15 protein-coding genes and 1 pseudogene are annotated in these 17,462 nt (G+C 71.9%); 9 read left to right on the top strand and 7 right to left on the bottom strand.

Going from position 1 to position 17,462, the window contains the following annotated elements:
- Positions 1-36 precede the first annotated feature (36 nt).
- The 3 genes from IEZ21_RS24790 to IEZ21_RS24780 all read left to right on the top strand — a co-directional run bounded on the left by IEZ21_RS24790 (position 37) and on the right by IEZ21_RS24780 (position 3,140).
- The gene (locus IEZ21_RS24790; protein ID WP_189324101.1) at positions 37-1,200 is read left to right on the top strand and encodes a sensor histidine kinase; all 1,164 of its coding nucleotides are present in this window, start codon (positions 37-39) and stop codon (positions 1,198-1,200) included.
- A gap of 14 nt (positions 1,201-1,214) precedes the next feature.
- A complete protein-coding gene (locus IEZ21_RS24785; RefSeq protein WP_189324100.1) occupies positions 1,215-1,883 on the top strand; it encodes a response regulator transcription factor in 669 nt (222 codons plus the stop codon).
- Between the two features lie 99 nt (positions 1,884-1,982).
- Positions 1,983-3,140, top strand: coding sequence for an ROK family transcriptional regulator (locus IEZ21_RS24780; protein ID WP_189324099.1), 1,158 nt, complete (start codon positions 1,983-1,985; stop codon positions 3,138-3,140).
- A 69-nt stretch (positions 3,141-3,209) separates the two neighbouring features.
- Here the strand turns inward: IEZ21_RS24780 and IEZ21_RS24775 are convergent, their stop codons facing one another.
- Together IEZ21_RS24775 and IEZ21_RS24770 are read right to left on the bottom strand one after the other, a co-directional pair.
- Positions 3,210-3,971 (bottom strand): GntR family transcriptional regulator, encoded by a 762-nt coding sequence (locus IEZ21_RS24775; RefSeq protein WP_189324098.1) that lies wholly within the window; start codon positions 3,969-3,971, stop codon positions 3,210-3,212.
- Between the two features lie 205 nt (positions 3,972-4,176).
- A complete protein-coding gene (locus tag IEZ21_RS24770) occupies positions 4,177-5,076 on the bottom strand; it encodes an RNA polymerase sigma-70 factor (RefSeq protein ID WP_189324097.1) in 900 nt (299 codons plus the stop codon).
- 196 nt (positions 5,077-5,272) lie between these two features.
- Between IEZ21_RS24770 and IEZ21_RS24765 the strand changes: the two genes are divergently transcribed.
- Positions 5,273-6,148: an alpha/beta fold hydrolase gene (locus IEZ21_RS24765; RefSeq protein ID WP_189324096.1), complete on the top strand. Its 876-nt coding sequence runs from the start codon at positions 5,273-5,275 to the stop codon at positions 6,146-6,148.
- Between the two features lie 60 nt (positions 6,149-6,208).
- Here the strand turns inward: IEZ21_RS24765 and IEZ21_RS24760 are convergent.
- Positions 6,209-7,042, bottom strand: a pseudogene (locus IEZ21_RS24760) (DMT family transporter); the annotation flags it as partial.
- Positions 7,043-7,089: 47 nt separating this feature from the next.
- Here IEZ21_RS24760 and pdxR point away from each other — a divergent pair.
- The 4 genes from pdxR to IEZ21_RS24740 all read left to right on the top strand — a co-directional run bounded on the left by pdxR (position 7,090) and on the right by IEZ21_RS24740 (position 13,639).
- Positions 7,090-8,586, top strand: a complete 1,497-nt coding sequence (gene pdxR, locus IEZ21_RS24755; protein WP_189324095.1) for a MocR-like pyridoxine biosynthesis transcription factor PdxR — start codon at positions 7,090-7,092, stop codon at positions 8,584-8,586.
- A 157-nt stretch (positions 8,587-8,743) separates the two neighbouring features.
- Positions 8,744-10,333, top strand: a complete 1,590-nt coding sequence (locus IEZ21_RS24750) for an alkaline phosphatase D family protein (RefSeq protein ID WP_189324094.1) — start codon at positions 8,744-8,746, stop codon at positions 10,331-10,333.
- 97 nt (positions 10,334-10,430) lie between these two features.
- Positions 10,431-11,768, top strand: coding sequence for a GNAT family N-acetyltransferase (locus tag IEZ21_RS24745; RefSeq protein WP_189324093.1), 1,338 nt, complete (start codon positions 10,431-10,433; stop codon positions 11,766-11,768).
- Positions 11,769-11,947: 179 nt separating this feature from the next.
- A complete protein-coding gene (locus tag IEZ21_RS24740; RefSeq protein ID WP_189324092.1) occupies positions 11,948-13,639 on the top strand; it encodes a DUF885 domain-containing protein in 1,692 nt (563 codons plus the stop codon).
- 27 nt (positions 13,640-13,666) lie between these two features.
- On the opposite strand, the gene IEZ21_RS24735 is transcribed toward IEZ21_RS24740, so the two are convergent.
- The 3 genes from IEZ21_RS24735 to IEZ21_RS24725 all read right to left on the bottom strand — a co-directional run bounded on the left by IEZ21_RS24735 (position 13,667) and on the right by IEZ21_RS24725 (position 15,912).
- A complete protein-coding gene (locus IEZ21_RS24735; protein WP_189324091.1) occupies positions 13,667-14,512 on the bottom strand; it encodes an SDR family oxidoreductase in 846 nt (281 codons plus the stop codon).
- 313 nt (positions 14,513-14,825) lie between these two features.
- Positions 14,826-15,347 (bottom strand): Imm21 family immunity protein, encoded by a 522-nt coding sequence (locus tag IEZ21_RS24730; RefSeq protein WP_189324090.1) that lies wholly within the window; start codon positions 15,345-15,347, stop codon positions 14,826-14,828.
- Positions 15,348-15,402: 55 nt separating this feature from the next.
- Positions 15,403-15,912: a rhodanese-like domain-containing protein gene (locus IEZ21_RS24725; RefSeq protein WP_189324089.1), complete on the bottom strand. Its 510-nt coding sequence runs from the start codon at positions 15,910-15,912 to the stop codon at positions 15,403-15,405.
- Positions 15,913-16,032: 120 nt separating this feature from the next.
- Between IEZ21_RS24725 and IEZ21_RS24720 the strand changes: the two genes are divergently transcribed.
- Positions 16,033-16,479, top strand: a complete 447-nt coding sequence (locus IEZ21_RS24720) for an Lrp/AsnC family transcriptional regulator (RefSeq protein ID WP_189324088.1) — start codon at positions 16,033-16,035, stop codon at positions 16,477-16,479.
- Between the two features lie 55 nt (positions 16,480-16,534).
- On the opposite strand, the gene IEZ21_RS47800 is transcribed toward IEZ21_RS24720, so the two are convergent.
- Positions 16,535-17,462 (bottom strand): SbcC/MukB-like Walker B domain-containing protein (locus IEZ21_RS47800; RefSeq protein WP_281399490.1); only part of this gene is annotated, 928 nt, incomplete at its 5' end.

The following is a 17,462-nucleotide window of genomic DNA, read 5'->3' as shown; positions in this document are numbered from 1 at the left end:
AGGCTCGTTGTCAGTGGCGGCTGCCACCATGACGGAATGGCCCGCCTGCTGCGCCCGCTGATCCGGGGGACGACGTACACCCGCCTGCTGCACCTGTGGGTTCCCATGCTGTTCGTCAGCGTGTGGATGTTCATCGACATGTCCAAGCCGTGGGTGCCCGCGGTGTTGCTGCTTCCGCTGGGGCTGATCCCGGCCGTGCGCCTGGGCGAGGGTGTGCAGGCACAGTTACTGCTGACGCCCGGCGAGCGGGGCGCCCCTGATGCGGCGATCACGGTCGCGCCGTCGGCCACGTGGCGGGACCGGCTGCGGACGGTGGTGTGGCTGGAGGCACGCATGGCCCTCGGCGTGGTGGCGATGGGGGTCTCTGTCTGGCTGCCGGTCCTCGCCGTGGACCTGACGCGAGTCTCGTTCGGCCATGTGCCTGACGACAATCCGCTCCTGCCGATTTCGGAGCCCCACTGGGCGTACGCGCTGCTCGCACCGCTGGCGCTGATTGCGCTCTACGCCGTAGTGGTCGGTCTCGGCGAGCTGATCACAGTCATCGCGCGGCGCCTCCTCGGACCGTCCGCGGCCGAGCGGGTCGCCGCCCTGGAGGAGCGCACCGAACGGCTCCTGGAGCGCACGCGCATCGCCCGCGAGTTGCACGACTCGATCGGGCACGCGTTGACAGTGGCGGTGGTGCAGGCGGGTGCCGCACGGGCGGCGGGCGACCCGGAGTTCACCGACCGGGCCCTGGGCGCCATCGAGGACACAGGCCGGGCCGCGCTTGAGGACCTGGAGCGGGTGCTGGGCGTGCTGCGCGAGTCGGAGCGGCCCGCTAGCCGCCGCCCGACGCTGGCCGAGGCCGACCGGCTCCTGGAGTCGGCCCGCACCTCCGGGGCGAAGGTCGACGCCGAGGTGACGGGCGCCCTGGAGACCGTGCCAGGACCGGTCTCGCGCGAGGGCTATCGCATCCTCCAGGAGTCGCTCACGAATGTGCTGCGGCACGCGGGGTCCGTGCCCGTCCGGGTCCGTATCGCGGTCGAGGACCAGGCCCTCTCCCTGGAGGTGCGCAATCCGCTGACCGCTGCGATATCCGGACCCGGCCGGGGCAGCGGCCTGCGGGGCATACGGGAGCGCGCGGCGCTGCTCGGCGGCCGTGCGCGAACCGGCCCGGACGACGGCGACTGGCAGGTGCACGCTGAGCTGCCATTGCGTTGATCTACGCTGGCCGGATGCCGGTCACCGTTCTGCTCGTCGACGACGAACCCCTCGTACGAGCGGGACTGCGTGCCATTCTCTCGGCGCAGCCCGACATCGAGGTGGTCGGTGAGGCGGCCGACGGTGCCGCGGTGATCCCTCTGGTGCGGCAGCTGCGGCCGGACGTCGTCGCCATGGACGTACGCATGCCGCTCCTGGACGGCATCGAGGCCACGCGAGCGGTGCTGCGGACCGTCGACCGGCCGCCGAAGATCCTCGTGGTGACGACCTTCGAGAACGACGAGTATGTGTACGAGGCGCTGCGCGCGGGCGCCGACGGTTTCCTGCTGAAGCGAGCGCGGCCCGCGGAGATCGTGCACGCCGTGCGGCTGGTCGCGGAGGGCGAGTCGCTGCTGTTCCCGGCGTCGGTGCGACAGCTGGCCGCCGAGTACGGGGACGGTGACGGTCGTGGGAATCCCGCGGCGCGGGCGGCGCTGGAGCGGGCCGCGCTGACCGAGCGCGAGGCGGAGGTACTGCGGCTGATGACCCGCGGCTTGTCGAACGCGGAGATCGCCGAGCGGCTGGTGGTCGGGACCGAGACGGTGAAGTCCCATGTCAGCGCCGTTCTGGCGAAGTTGGGGGCGCGGGACCGGACGCAGGCGGTGATCGCGGCGTACGAGTCGGGATTCGTGGCGCCCGGTTGATCCGGGGCCGGTGGGAAGGGGCTCGTGTCAGGCACTCGCCGGGTCCGGGCTCGACGAGTACGATCCGGCCAACACGCGCACGAGCTGGGAGGACGTACGTTGGGGCAGCTGACCGGCGGGGATCCCTCTCTGCTGCGGAGGATCAACTCCGCGGTGGTGCTGCACGCGCTGCGGGCCACGGACTTCGCGACTCTCACCGAGATCACCCGGGTGACCGGGCTGTCCCGGCCCACCGTCGAGGGCGTCGTCGAGGGGCTCGTCGCAGGCGGACTCGTCGTCGAGGCCGCGGCCGAGGAGGGCGCCGCGCGGCGCCAGGGGCGGCCCGCGCGGCGGTACCGGTTCCGGGCGGAGGCGGGGCATCTGCTGGGCCTTGAGATCGGCTCGCACCGCGTGGCCGCGCTCCTCGCGGACCTGGACGGCCGGGTCCTGGGCACGATCGCCAAGGACGTCTGCGAGACGGCGTCGGCGGACGAACGGCTCGAGCGGCTGCGTACCGCCGTCGCCGAACTGCTGCGCCAGGCCGGAGTCGCGCGCGGCTCTCTGCGCGCCGTCGGCGTGGCCACACCCGGCATCGTCAAGGCCGACGGCACCGTGCGCCTGGGCGCGGCGCTGCCGGAGTGGACGGGCCTGGACCTGGGCGAGAGGCTGCGGCGCTCCTTCAAGTGCCCGGTGCTCGTGGAGAACGACGCCAACGCGTGCGCGGTCGCCGAGCACTGGAAGGGCGCGGCCATCGACTCCGACGACATGGTGTTCGTGCTGGCCGGGCTGAGTCCGGGCGCCGGGTCGCTGATCGGCGGGCGGCTGCACCGGGGCTATGGGGGCGCGGCCGGCGAGATCGGCGCGCTGCATCTGCTGGGCCGTGAGGCGACTCCGGAGACACTGCTGTCCACGACTGACGAGCCGCTGCATCCGCTCGACGAACAGGCGGTCGCGGAGGTCTTCGCGCAGGCGCGTGAGGGCGACCAGCGGGCCCGGGCGGCCGTCGACCGCTTCATCCAGCGCCTGGTGCACGATGTGGCGGCGCTCGTGCTGGCCCTTGACCCGGAGCTTGTCGTGGTCGGCGGTTGGGCGGCGGGGATCGACGGCGTACTGGAGCCGCTGCGCGAGGAGTTGTCGCGCTACTGTCTGCGACCGCCTCGGGTGGCGCTTTCGGTCCTGGGCGAGGCGGCTGTGGTGATGGGGGCGTTGCGGCTCGCTCTCGATCACGTGGAGGAGCAGCTGTTCGCGGTGGAGGGGACGGTTACGGCACGGCGGTGAGGCCTGGCCGCGCGATCCGCCGCGCCCCGGAGGTCTCCAGGGCGCGAGCCGTCCCGTGGTGCCGGGCCCTCAGGACGCCCGGCGCTCCGAATCGTGGTGGATCTCCACCCCGCCCGTGTCGCCGAACGTCAGGCGGCACGTGTCGGCGCGGTATGTGGCGACCGAGACGGCCGCGGTCCGGCCCTCGGCGTAGAAGCGGGTGGTGACGACGAGGACGGGGGCGCCGGGGAGGCGGTCGAGTTCCTTGGCGTCGTCCGCGCGGGCCGAGCCGAGTTCCACGGCGCGGTCCTGGGCCTCCAGGTCCAGGTGCTGGAGTTCGCGGAGCACCGCACGCGCGCGTGCGGCTCCCGAAGGCGCGTCGATGGCGGAGAGGGCGGGGACCGAGGAGGCAGGGACGTAGAGCAGTTCGGCGGCTACGTGCTGGCCGTGCGTCACGCGGGAGCGGCGCACCGTGTGCACCTGCTCCTCGCGGCCGGTCTCCAGGATGTCGGCCACCGCCGCGGGCGGAACCGCCACCGTGCAGTCCACGAGCTGCCAGGCATCACCGGCCGCGCCCGGCCACGCGTGCTGCTCGGAACCCACGGCCACGCCCATGCGGGGCGGCGCCACGGTCGTGCCGACGCCGCGGCGGCGCTGGAGCCGACCTTCGAGTTCGAGCTGCTCCAGGGCCTGGCGGAGCGTGGCCCTGGCGACTCCGAACCGCGCGGCGAGATCACGCTCGTTGGGCAGGATCTCGCCCACCGAGAACTCGGAGTCCAGTGCCTCACTGAGGACGGTCTTGAGGTGCCAGTACTTGGGCTCCTGCACCGTATCCAACTGCGTGGTCCCCACCCTGTCCTCCGCAATCGCCGTGACCCGGCAGGCTTTCAGCGCCCTTGTTTATTAAAGGTTCTTGCACTATCTCCTGCGACCATAGGACGCCCCCCACCCTTGGTCAAGACCAATCCGCGATCGAGGCGGCGCCTCCCAGCCATGGGCCGGGCCCGTTGGACACTGGCCGAACACGGGCCGGACGCGGCCCTCGCACAGGCCGGACTCAGGCCTTTCCGACGTCGGCCAGCGACAGCAGCTTGTCCGGGTTGCGCACGATGTAGACGCATTGGATCCGGCCGTCGGCGACGTCCAGCTGGAAGACAGTGTCGGGCTTGCCTGCGGACAGGACGAGCAGGGCGGGGCCGCCGTTGAGTTCCACGAAGCGGAACGTCGCGTCCTGGAGGCCGCCGCCCTGCCGGGAAACGCCGATGACGAAGCGGCCCACCTTGTCGGCCGACTCGATCGCGCGCAGCGGCGCCTTGGCCCGTCCACCGCTGTCACCCACCAGGCGTACGTCCGGGGCCAGCAGGGACAGCAGCCCCTCCAGGTCGCCCTCGGTCGCCGCGGCGAGGAACCGCTCGGTGAGTTCGCGTTGCAGCGCGGGGTCGACCTCGTAGCGCGTGCGCCTCTCGTCGACGTGCTTGCGGGCCCGCCCGGCCAGCTGGCGCACCGCGGGTTCGCTGCGGTCGAGGGTGGTGGCGATGTCGGCGTACGGAAATCCGAAGGCTTCCCGGAGGACGAACACCGCGCGCTCCAGGGGTGAGAGGGACTCCAGGACGACGAGGACGGCGAGCGAGACGGAGTCGGCGAGCACGGCCCGCTCCGCCGCGTCCGGGACGGTGTCGGCGAAGTCGGTGACGTACGGCTCGGGCAGCCACGGCCCTACGTAGGCCTCGTTGCGCGACTGGATCTGGCGCAGCCGGTCGATGGCGAGGCGGGTGGTGATGCGTACGAGGTAGGCGCGCGGTTCGCGCACCTCGGCGTGATCGGCGCCGGACCAGCGCAGCCACGCCTCCTGGACCATGTCCTCCGCGTCGGCCACCCGGCCGAGCATGCGGTAGGCGACGCCCGTCAGGACGGGACGGTGCTCTTCGAAGACCTCGGTCGCGGTGTCGGTAGTCACGACACCATCCCATCCGACGCCCGGGACCATGTCCAGGCGAGCGGAGGCCAACCCGGTGGCGCGCGAAACGCGTTGAAGGGCGTACGGCCGTCAGGTCGGCATCGCTGGGGGCTACCGGCGGGTAGTAGTTGCTGACAAACTGTCTAGGAGACGGTCGTGTGCACGTCCGCCCTGTCCCCAGACGAGGAGCAGTTCCATGTCCGCCCCGGTCAGCCACCCCGCCCCCACCTCGTCCTCGCGCGGCCCGCGGACCGTGACCTTCCCCGTCCCCTCTCCGCGCGGCCCGCAGACCGTCACCCTCGCGTACACGCGTGTGGGCAGCGGCGAACCGCTTCTGCTGCTGCACGGGATCGGCCACCACCGGCAGGCCTGGGACCCGGTCATCGACATCCTGGCCGTCGAGCGCGATGTGATCGCGGTGGATCTGCCCGGCTTCGGCGAGTCCCCCGCGCTGACCGACGGGCTCGTCCACGATCTGTCGACGATGAACGCCGCGCTCGGCGCGCTGTGCCAGGCGCTGGAGATCGAAAGGCCGCATGTGGCGGGCAACTCGCTGGGCGGGCTGCTGGCCCTGGAGCTGGGCCGCGAGAAGCTCGTACGGTCCGTGACGGCGCTGTCGCCCGCGGGATTCTGGTCGCCCATCGAGCGGCGGTACGCCTTCGGGGTCCTGCAGGCGATGCGGCAGACGGCGATCCGTATGCCGTTGCCGGTGGTGGAGCGGCTGTCGCGCACGCCGGCGGGCCGCGCCGTGCTGACGAGCACCATCTACGCCCGCCCGGGCCGGCGTTCACCCGAGGCGGTCGTCGCCGAGACGCTCGCGCTGGCCAATGCCGCAGGATTCGCCGAGACGCTCCGGGCCGGCACCGCCGTCCAGTTCACCGACGACATCCCCGGACTGCCCGTCACGGTGGCGTGGGGGATGCGGGACCGGCTTCTGGTGCGCCGCCAGGGGGTCCGCGCCAAGTACGTCATCCCGCGCGCCCGCCTCGTGCGGCTGCCCGGCTGCGGGCACGTCCCGATGAACGACGACCCGGCGCTCGTCGCGCGCGTCATCCTCGACGGCAGCCGCTGAGACGGCAGCCGCCGGCCTCCGCGCCCGACGCCTCAACGCCCCTGATCCCAGGGCGACTCCGGCGCCCACCAGGGCACTGCCCGCGGCCTGTGCCGGCCCGTAGGAGCCCGTGCCGACGAGCGGGGCGGTGCAGGCGGCGGCGACGGGGATGAGGCCGGAGAAGAGGGTGGCGCGCTCCGCGCCGATCCGCTGCATGCCCATGTACCAGCAGACGAAGCCGATGACCGTGACGATCACCGCCTGCCACAGCAGCGCGGCGAGTTCGGTGGTGTCGGGCGTACGCAGCCACGCGCAGCCGTCGATGATCGCCCCGGCGATCGCCGACTCGACCGCGGCGAGACCGCACACCGTGGCGGCCAGCAGCCGTGGACCGAGCGGCCGCAGCACGGGCACGGCGAGGACCGCGAAGCCGACCTCTCCGACGAGCGCGCACACGGAGAAGGCGATGCCCGCGCCGTCGGTGTGTCCCCAGCCCTGGACGGTGAAGGCGCCCACGGCCACGATCAACGCGCCGTACAGGACGGGGCGTTGGGGCCGACGGCCGTCCAGGAAGGGCATGAGCACGGCCACCAGCACCGGGGCGCAGCCCACGAAGACTCCCGGAACCGCCGGTTCCGCGGTGCGTTCGGCGGCGAGCACGGCGAGGTTGAAGCCGACCATGCCGACGGCCGCGAGCAGCGCGAGCCGTATCCACTGCCGTGCGGTCAGCCCGCGCAGGGGCGCCATGCCGCCACGTCCGACCAGGGGCAGGAGCAGCAGGCAGGCGAGGCCGTAGCGCAGGAACTGGCCGCCCGCGTACGGGTATTCGCCCAGGACGCTGTTGGCGGTGAAGGAGCCTCCGACGAGGACGCAGGCCAGGGCGGCGAGCAGGGAGCCGCGGGTGGTGACGTTCATGGAGGCGACGCTATGGACACCACCGGTCCGGTTTAAGGTCCACTTTCATGACGCCATCGGGGACCAATTCGGCTCGGCCTCCGGATACGCCCGGATCAGCTTCGGGTCCGTCCGGATCATCAGGTGCGTCCGGATCGGCGGCCTGGGCTGCCGCCTGGGAGTTGCTGCTGCCGGCCGTCTCGGCACCGGCACGCGCGCGTGGACGCTCCTTGCAGGCCGCGCTGCGGGAGGCGGTCCGCTCGGGGCGGCTCGCGCCCGGCACCCGGCTGCCGTCCAGCCGTGAACTCGCCGCCGATCTCGGGGTGTCCCGGGGGCTGGTCACCGAGGCGTACGAGCAGTTGACCGCGGAGGGATATCTGCGCAGCGGCCGGGGAGCCGGAACGTGGGTGGGCGGCGCCGTCCGGGCCGCCCACCCACGCGCGCGTGATCTCGCGCCCCGCTCCCCCGGTGCCCGGGTCGACTTCGTACCCGGCACCCCGGATCTGTCGCTCTTCCCCCGCGCGGCCTGGGCAGCCGCTCAGCGCGGAGTACTGGCCGAACTGCCGCACCACGCGCTGGGTTACCCCGATCCGCGCGGGCTGCCCCGGCTGCGTACGGCTCTCGCGGAGCTGCTGGCCCGGCGCCGGGGCGTGGTCGCGGACCCGGAGCGGGTGCTGGTCGTCTCGGGCGTGGCGCAGGCGACGACACTCCTCGGTTTCGTGCTGCACGCGCGCGGGGTGCGCGCCGTCGGTGTCGAGGACCCCGGCACACCCGAGCACGGCGCGCTGTACACCTCGGCCGGCGTCCGCCCCGTACCGCTGCCGCTCGACGACGAGGGGCTGGCCATCGGGCCACTGCGGGAGTCGGGCGTACGGGTGGTGGTGACGACGCCCGCACACCAGTTCCCCTCTGGGATCGCGTACTCCGCGCGGCGCCGGGCCGAACTCCTCGACTGGGCGCACTCCGTGGACGGGCTCGTCGTGGAGGACGACTACGACGGGGACTTCCGCTACGACAGGGCGCCGGTGGGTGCCCTTCAGGGGCTCGATCCGGAGCACGTCGCGTACACGGGGTCCGTCAGCAAGTCGCTGGCACCGGGGCTGCGGCTCGGCTGGCTGCTGGTGCCGGCGTCGCTGGTCGAGGAGGTCGTCGAGCGCAAGCGCACGATGGATCTCGGCAATCCGGTCGTTGACCAGGCGCTCCTCGCCCGCTTCATGGAACGCGGCGACTACGACCGGCAACTCCGGCGCTGCCAACGCGCGTACAAGGAACGGCGCGACGTCCTCGTGGATGCCCTGGAGGAGCACTTTCCCGGCACGCAGGTGTCCGGGATCGCCGCCGGGCTGCACGCGATCGCCACGCTGCCGGGGCGGTACGGACCGCCGGCACGGTTCTTGGCGCGGGCGGACGCGGCCGGCGTCGCGGTGCGCTCTCTGACCGATTACGCGCAGACTCCGGCCGGGGAGGAGAGGGTAGTGGTGCGGCTGGTGTTGGGATACGCGCATGTGTCCCCGGCGCGTATAAGGGAGGGGGTGCGGTTGATGGCGGGAGCGGTTGGCGCCTGACGGTCTCTTCACCTCGCCGCCCACGCTGACACCGGTCCGTGCACACCGGTTCCCCAGTCGCCGCGGGCAGTTGTTCACTTGGGGTTTGTGTGTGCGCTGTGGTGCCCCAGTAGTTGTGTTCCTGCACAGTGGTCGTACCCGTCCCAGGAGGCGTTCCATGTCCCACCGTCCGTCGAGCCCGCTCCCCGCTCGCCGCAGCGTTCTGCGCGGCTCGCTCGCCGCGTCGGCGGCGCTTGCTGTGCCGACCACCGTCGGTACGGCGCCGGCCTTCCCCCTGTCGGGGCGGCCGAAGGCCGGGTGGGGTGTGCAGAGCGGCGACGTGAGCGCGCACTCCGGCCTGGTGTGGGTGCGTTCGGACCGGCCGGCGCGGATGATCGTGGAGACCTCGGCGACCGAGTCGTTCCGTAAAGCGCACAGATGGCACGGCCCGCTCCTGGGCCCCGGCACGGACTTCACCGGCACCACCCGGCTGCGCGGACTGCCCGCGGGCGAGCAGATCCACTACCGTGTCCTGCTCGCCGACCCGGACGACCCGCGCCGCACCGGCGAGCCGGTGACCGGCACCTTCCGTACAGCGTCCCTGGGACGGCGCGACGATGTGCGCTTCGTGTGGTCCGGTGACCTGGCGGGCCAGGGCTGGGGCATCAACCCGGACTTCGGCGGCTACACGATCTTCAAGGCGATGGGCGAGCTCGACCCGGACTTCTTCCTCCACAGCGGCGACACCATCTACGCCGACGGGCCGATAGCCGCGACCGTGCCCCTGCCCGACGGCAGCACCTGGCGGAACATCACCACCGAGGAGAAGTCCAAGGTCGCCGAGACCCTGGCCGAGTTCCGCGGCAACTTCCGCTACAACCTGCTGGACGAGCACCTCAAGAAGTTCAACGCGCAGGTGCCGTCGATCGTCCAGTGGGACGACCACGAGGTCACCAACAACTGGTATCCGGGTGAGATCCTCACCGACACCCGGTACACGGAGAAGAACGTCGACGTGCTGGCGTCCCGGGCACGGCGGGCGTTCAGCGAGTACTTCCCGATGTCCACGCTGCGGCCGGGCGCCCGGGACGGCCGGGTGCACCGGGTGCTGCGCCACGGTCCGCTGCTTGACGTGTTCGTGCTGGACATGCGGACGTACCGCAACGCCAACTCCCCCGGTACGCAGACCACCGATCCGCAGGGCATCCTCGGCGCCGAGCAGCTGGAGTGGCTCAAGCGGGAGCTGTCGCGGTCGCGCGCGGTGTGGAAGGTGATCGCCTCCGACATGCCGCTCGGCCTGGTGGTGCCGGACACCGGGGACGGCAAGCCGAACATCGAGGCCGTGGCCCAGGGCGACCCGGGCGCGCCGCTCGGACGCGAGTTGCAGATCGCCGAGCTGCTGCGGTTCATCAAGCACCGGAAGATCACGGGCACGGTGTGGCTGACCGCCGACGTGCACTACACCTCGGCTCAGCACTACCAGCCGTCGCGGGCTGCGTTCACCGACTTCGAGCCGTTCTGGGAGTTCGTCTCCGGCCCGCTGAACGCGGGTGCGTTCCCGGCGAACACGCTGGACAACACGTTCGGTCCGGAGCGGGTGTTTGTGAAGGCGCCCACTGTCGCGAATGTCTCACCCGCCGGTGGTTACCAGTTCTTCGGCGAGGTCGACATCGACGGCGACAGCGGGGAGCTGACGGTTCGGCTTCGTGAGCAGGACGGGACCGTGCTGTTCACGAAGGTGCTCCAGCCGGGCCGGGTCGGGCAGTAAGCACGCAAATATAGTTCTAAATAGGACAGAGAGTGTCTTAATCGCTCAGTCACAAAGCGTTCGTGATCACGCAACACCCTTCCTGCACAGTGGTTGCATGACTTCAGACATGACTGACGCAGTACGTACGAGGAACGACCGTCCGGAACAGCACGGGAGCCGCGGACTCATGGCGCGGTTCCGCAACTGGCGGGAACGACGCACCCACGATCACGCCCCTCCGAAGGGTGATACCGGCGCCCGGCCGCCCGCCGACGTGCGGGACGCCGGGCCCCCCGAGGCGGCACCGGCTCTGCCGGAGGCCGTCAGCGCGGAGGCCGTGCTCTGGCGGATGCGGACCACCGTGCGGGACGAGCCGGGTTCGCTGGCCGCGCTGTGCACGGCGCTCGCGGGTCAGCGGGTCGACATCCTGAGCCTGCAGACGCATCCCCTTGCCGAGGGCACGGTGGACGAGTTCCTGCTGCGGGCCCCCGCGGAGGTGGCCGCGTCCGACGTCACCGGGGCGGTCGCGCAGGCGGGCGGTACCCGTACCTGGATCGAGCGGGCCGACGCGCACGACCTGGTGGACGCGCCCACGCGCATCCTGGGCCTGGCGACGCGCACGGCACTGGACTCGGCCGAACTACCGCTGGCCTTGCGGCAGTTGCTGGGCCGGTGCAGCATCCGGTCGCTGCCCGCCGGGGCCGTGGGCGTGGACGGCGCCGACGCGGAGGTGCCCGCCGAGGGGGCTCTCGCGAACGTCGAAGGGGCGCCCGAGAACACCATGATGCGGCTGCGCGCACCCGAAGGCGGAGTGATCACCGTGGAGCGGCCGTATCTGCCGTTCACGCCCACCGAGTTCGCGCGGGCCCGCGCACTGGTCGAGCTGGACGCCCAGCTCGGTCCGCGCCTCCCACGCCGGCAGGACGTACTGACGCTGCCTCAGGGCAACGCCATCACCGTACGCCGTGCCGACACCCATGACATCGATGCCGCGAAGGCCATGCACGAGCGGTGCTCGCCGCGCACGCTCAGCCTCCGGTACCACGGCCCGGTCGGTGACGCCGACCGCTACCTCAAGCACCTCCTCAGCCCCCGCTTCGGCCGGACGCTCGCCGTGCAGACCGCCTCGGGTCGCATCGTCGGGCTCGGCCACCTCCTCTGGGACGGCGACGAGACGGAGGTCGCGCTGCTCGTCGAGGACGCGTGGCAGCGGCACGGCATCGGCACCGAGCTGCTCGGCCGACTGGTGACCATGGCCGCCGAGGCCGGCTGCGACAGCGTGTACGCCGTCACGCAGTCGTCCAACACGGGCATGGTCGCCGCCATGCGAGGCCTGGGCCTGCCCCTCGACTACCAGATCGAGGAGGGCACCCTGGTCATCACGGCCCGCCTGGACGTGACTCCGGTGAGTTCCCGACTGCCGTACGACCAGGAGCAGCCCGTACGGGATTAGCCCTCGGCGGACACCGAACGGTTCGGTCGGCCCGGCGCAACCCGTCGGGCCGACGCCGTGGAGGTGCGGGCCGCTGCTGGCCGCCCGCCCCGCGCACGACCGGTGTGGAACCGGGCTGACGCGCACGGCTCCCGTATATCCGGCTGACGCACACGGCCTCCCCGTATGAGGATGTCCGCATGTCAGAGACGAAGAGCCCGCTGCCCCGCGAGGTCGCCGACGCGTACGTCGACGACCTCATCGCCATCGACCCGGTCACCGGTACGTATCTCGGCGTGAAGGAGAGTTCCAGCAGGTTGCCCGACCTCTCGCCCGCCGGTCAGCAGGCGCCCGCCGAGCTGGCGCGGGCGACGCTCGCGCGGCTCGACGAGGCGGAGCGGCAGCCGGGTGCGGACAGTGACATCGAGCGCCGCTGCGCGCGGCTGCTGCGCGAGCGGCTGACCGCCGAACTCGCCGTGCACGAGGCCGACGAGGGACTGCGGTCCGTCGGCAACCTGGCCACGGTCGCACACTCGGTGCGCGAGGTGTTCACCGTGACGCCGGCCCAGACGGACGAAGACTGGGCCGCGATCGCCCAGCGGCTGCGCGCGGTGCCCACCGCGCTGGCCGGCTACCGCGCATCCCTCGCTCTCGGCCTGGAGCGCAAGCTGTACGCCGGTCCCCGCCCCACCGCGACCTTCATCGGCCAGCTCACCGAGTGGTCGGACACGGACGGTTCGGGCCGCGGCTGGTTCGAGGACTTCGCGTCGGCAGGTCCCGACTCCCTGCGTACGGAGCTGGACGAGGCCGCCCGCTCGGCGACAGCGGCCGTCGTCGAACTGCGCGACTGGATGCGCGACGTCTACGCGCCCACGATCGAGGGCGCGCCGAACACCGTGGGCCGCGAGCGGTACGCGCGCTGGTCGCGGTACTTCAACGGTACGGATCTGGACCTCGACGAGGCATACGCGTACGGCTGGGCCGAGTACCACCGTCTGCTCGCCGAGATGAAGCAGGAGGCGGAAAAGGTTCTGCCCGGCGCCGAAACGCCGTGGGTGGCGCTCGCGCACCTCGACGAGCACGGCCGGCACATCGAGGGCGTCGACGAGGTCCGCGACTGGCTGCAGGGCCTGATGGACCAGGCGATCGAGTCGCTCGACGGCACGCACTTCGAACTCGCCGAGCGGGTACGGAAGGTGGAGTCCCGCATCGCCCCGCCGGGCAGCGCGGCGGCCCCGTACTACACGCCGCCGTCGGAGGACTTCTCACGCCCCGGCTGTACGTGGCTGCCGACGATGGGGCAGACCCGCTTCCCGGTGTACGACCTGGTGTCGACCTGGTACCACGAGGGTGTCCCCGGCCATCACCTCCAGCTGGCGCAGTGGGCACACGTCGCCGGGAACCTCTCCCGCTACCAGGCGACGATCGGCGGCGTGAGCGCCAACTGCGAGGGCTGGGCGCTGTACGCGGAGCGGCTCATGGACGAACTCGGCTTCCTCACCGACGCCGAGCAGCGGCTCGGCTACCTGGACGCCCAGATGATGCGCGCGGCCCGCGTCATCGTCGACATCGGCATGCACCTGGAGCTGGAGATTCCGTCCGACTCGCCCTTCCACCCGGGCGAGCGCTGGACGCCCGAGCTGGCCCAGGAGTTCTTCGGCGCCCACAGCAGCCGCCCCGCGGACTTCGTGGAGAGCGAGCTCACCCGCTATCTCTGCCTCCCCGGCCAGGCCATCGGCTACAAACTCGGCGAACGTGCCTGGCTGCTGGGCCGCGAGAACGCCCGCCGCCGCCATGGCGACGCCTTCGACGCCAAGGCCTGGCACATGGCGGCGCTGTCGCAGGGGTCGCTGGGGCTTGACGACCTGGTGGACGAGTTGTCACGGCTGTGATTCCGTACGGGCGACCCGACGCCGGCGTCAGCGCCGGAACCCTCCCTCCGAATCGATGACCTGCCCGGTGACCCACTCCGCCTCATCCGTGGCGAGCCACGCGATGAGGCGGGCGGGGTCGTCGGGCATGCCCCAACGGCCGGCGGGGAACATCGCGGCGATGGCCGCGTAGTCGTCGCCGGTCATGTAGTCCGTGTCCACGGGACCGGGGTTGATGGTGTTCACCGTGACCGCGTGCTCGGCGAGGGTGCTCGAAAGGGAGCGGGTGATCGAGGCGAGGGCGCCCTTCTGGAGGGCGTACGCGATCTCGCCCGGCATGCCGCTCGCGATGTCCTGACCGGAGGTCATCATCACGACGCGTCCACCATGGGTGCGCGGCGGGAGCGCGGCGCGCAGGCGGGCGTACGCCTGGATGAGCAGGATCACCGAGCGGGTGTCGACCGCCCAGTGCGCGTCGAGCATGTCGGCGTCGATCGCGTCGAGGATGCCGTCCGAGCCGGACAAGGCGTGGTTGGCGACAAGGATGTCGATACGACCACCGAGCGCGTCGGCAGCCCTCGAGATCAGCTCCGCGGGCACGGCCGGGTCGGACAGGTCCCCCGGTCCGTCGATCACCCGAGCGTCCGGATCGCCGAGCGCCTCGCGCACGGCGGCAACCACGTCCTCGGGACGGTCCACACCCCAGGGCATGGCGGCATCGTGCGGCACATGGTGATGCAGATACAGACTCGCTCCGTACGCGGCGAGCCGCCGGGCCACGGCATGACCGATGCCCCCGCGTCTGCTGGCGCCTGTGACGAGGGCGGTACGGCCGCGCAGCGGCAGGGGATCGCGGCGCAGTGCTTCGGCGGTGGGGTGCGGGAGTTGGGGCATGGCGGACCATGATGGTAGAACGGGCGCTCGACCCGCACACGATTTTCCACGGCCAGCCGCGGATCACGGCCCGCACCCCCAACGACCCGCGCTTGCCCTCCGGCGGGAGGGGTCGTGGGCCGGTGCGTCCTATGCCCGTCGCTTAGCTCCGGTCTCGGAGAACCCGCACCCTGTACCAGGCCAGAGCCGTATGCCCGCCCTGCGACGGGCTGACGCACCGGCCCACGACCCCGCACCCCCCACCCACCCAAGGGGCGCGGGGAACGGCGCGACCAGCCACAACCAACCCGCACCCAAAAACGAACCCCACCGCTCAACCCAGCGGAGCGACCTGCCGCAGTTGGACCAGTCCCAGCCACGTCTCGGGCCCCGCCGCCGCGTACGCCGCCCGGACCGCGTACCGCCCCGCTTCCAGCGCGATCCGCAGATGCCCCGCCTTCTCGGCGTCGTTGCCGGGCCACGCCGCGTCGAACAGGATCACGGCTCCGGGAATGTCCCAGTGCACCTCCCGCTCCCACACCGCCGCGTCGAGGGCCGCCGGAACACCGGCCAGCAACTGCCTCTCCGACTCCGCGGCGCACCACCGTACGAAGGTGCCGTGCTCGGGCAGATAGGCGGTGGCGGCAGGATCGTCGCCGAGGACGAGGGCCGTGGTGTTGCCGACCGGGAGCAGACCGATGTAGCCGTCCACGTCACAGGCCCGGTCGTAGTCGGACGCCAATTCGACGCCGTCCGCCCCCGTCCAGAAAGGCAACACCACCTCGGGAATCGCTATGAGGGGCCCACCGCCCGACTCCGCCCACTCGACCGCACCCTGATCCGCGTAACTCGCCATGCGGGAGAAGCTACACGCACCGGGTCACACGGAAATGGCTGTGTCACTCAAGTGCTCAGCAGCCACAGTCCGCCGCGTCGACCGGCGCGGTCAAGGCATCGGGCGTACGCCGCTCGCGCCCCTCCCAGGTCTCGAACTCGAAGCCCTCGCGCACCCAGTACTCGAAGCCGCCGAGCATCTCCTTGACCTGGAAACCGAGTTCGGCGAGAGCGAGGGCGGCGCGGGTCGCGCCGTTGCAGCCCGGGCCCCAGCAGTAGGTGACGACCGGCACGGACTTGTCGAGGAGTTGCCCGGCCTGCTCGGGGATGAGGGCTGTGGGCAGATGGACCGCGCCGGGCACATGACCCTGGTCCCAGGACTCGGCGGAGCGGGAGTCGAGGACGACGAAGCCGGGGTCGCCGTCGGCCGCGAGCGTGGCGGCGACGTCGGACACATCCGCGTGGAAGGCGAGGCTCGCGCCGAAGTGGGCGGCGGCTGCGGCGGGGGACGCCGGGGGCACGCGCAGAACGGGGTTCACGGCAGTGGTGGTTGTGGTGTTGCCGCTCGCAGTCGTGCTCTTGGTCACGGTGTGGCCTTCCGTCGAGTTCCGTGCTCAAGAATCTACGGCCGGTAATCCGCCCTTCTGAAGAGGCGATCGACGGTCTCGCCCATGGTCAGCCGGGGATTCCTCTGCTATTTCTCGACCATGACCGCGTATTCCCCGGACGCCACCGACTGGCGCATCCTCGAGGTCCTCCAGCACGAGGGCCGGGCCAGCTTCGCCGAGTTGGCCCGTGCTGTGTCCATGTCCGCGAGCGCGGTCACCGAACGGGTCCGCCGGCTGGAGGAGGCGGGCGTCATCCAGGGATACGCGGCTGTCGTGGACCCGGAGAGGCTGGGGCTGCCGATCCTCGCCTTTGTGCGGCTGCGCTATCCGACCGGGAACTACAAGCCGTTCCACGATCTCGTCGCCGCGACCCCCGAGATCCTGGAGGCGCACCACGTCACGGGCGACGACTGCTTCGTCATCAAGGTCGCGGTGCGCTCCATGAGCCACCTGGAGGAGGTGACGGGCAAGCTCGGGACGCTCGGCTCGGTGACCACGAGCGTCGTGTACTCGTCACCGCTGCCCCGGCGTCCCATCGGTCGCTGATCCCGCTGCCGTGCCACCTCACGGTCGCGCCCCCGTCACCGCGACGCCCGGCCGGTCACTGCCCCCTCTGCCGTACGACCGACCCCGACCGCCCCTTCACCACCTCCAGTTGGGCGTGGATGCGGCGCCGCAGATCCGGAACATGGCTGACGATGCCGACGCTGCGGTCCCGCTCCCGCAGCGAGTCGAGGACGTCGAGCACCTCGTCGAGGGTCTGTTCGTCGAGGCTGCCGAAGCCCTCGTCGATGAAGAGGGTGTCGAGGCGGACGCCGCCCGCCTCGTCGGTGACGACGTCCGCGAGGCCGAGGGCGAGGGCCAGTGAGGCGAAGAACGTCTCGCCGCCGGAGAGTGTCGCCGTGTCGCGTTCGCGGCCGGTCCAGGCGTCGACGACGTGCAGTCCGAGGCCGCTGCGGCCACGACCGGCGCGATCGTCGGAGTGGACGAGGGTGTAGCGACCGGAGGACATGCGCTGCAGGCGTGCGGTCGCGGCGGCGGCGACCTGTTCCAGGCGGGCGGCGAGGACGTAGGACTCCAGGCGCATCTTGCGTTCGTTGTCCGCGGAGGTGCCCGCGGCGAGGGTGGCGAGGCGGGCCACGCGGTCGTACTCCTCGCGCAGCGGGCCCAGTCGGCGCACGGCCGCGGTTGCCTGGCGGGTCAGTTGATCGAGTTCCGTGCAGCGCAGGGCCGCGGCGTCGCGGGCGGAAGCGGACTCGCGGGCCCGGCGGGCGGCGTCGGCGGCGGCGGCCTGTTCCGCGGCGGCGAGGCCGGCGGGCGGCTGCTGGGCGGCCTGAGCCGTGTCGGCTTCGGCGAGTACGGCCCGTACGGTCGCCTCCTCCTGTTGCCAGGTGTCGAGCCGCCGTTGGAGGTCACGATGTGCCGCGTCCTCCAGGAGCGCGGCTGCCGCGGCCTGCGGTGTGTCGAACCCGGCGCGGAAGGCCGCGTCGGCGAGTCGCGCGTCGGCGTCCTTGAGCCGCTGCGCGGTG

The sequence above is a fragment of the Streptomyces flaveus genome (assembly GCF_014647675.1).
Taxonomy (GTDB): Bacteria; Actinomycetota; Actinomycetes; order Streptomycetales; family Streptomycetaceae; genus Streptomyces; species Streptomyces flaveus.
The sequence above is the reverse complement of the archived record's forward strand: the minus strand, read 5'-3'. Positions and strand labels throughout refer to the sequence as shown.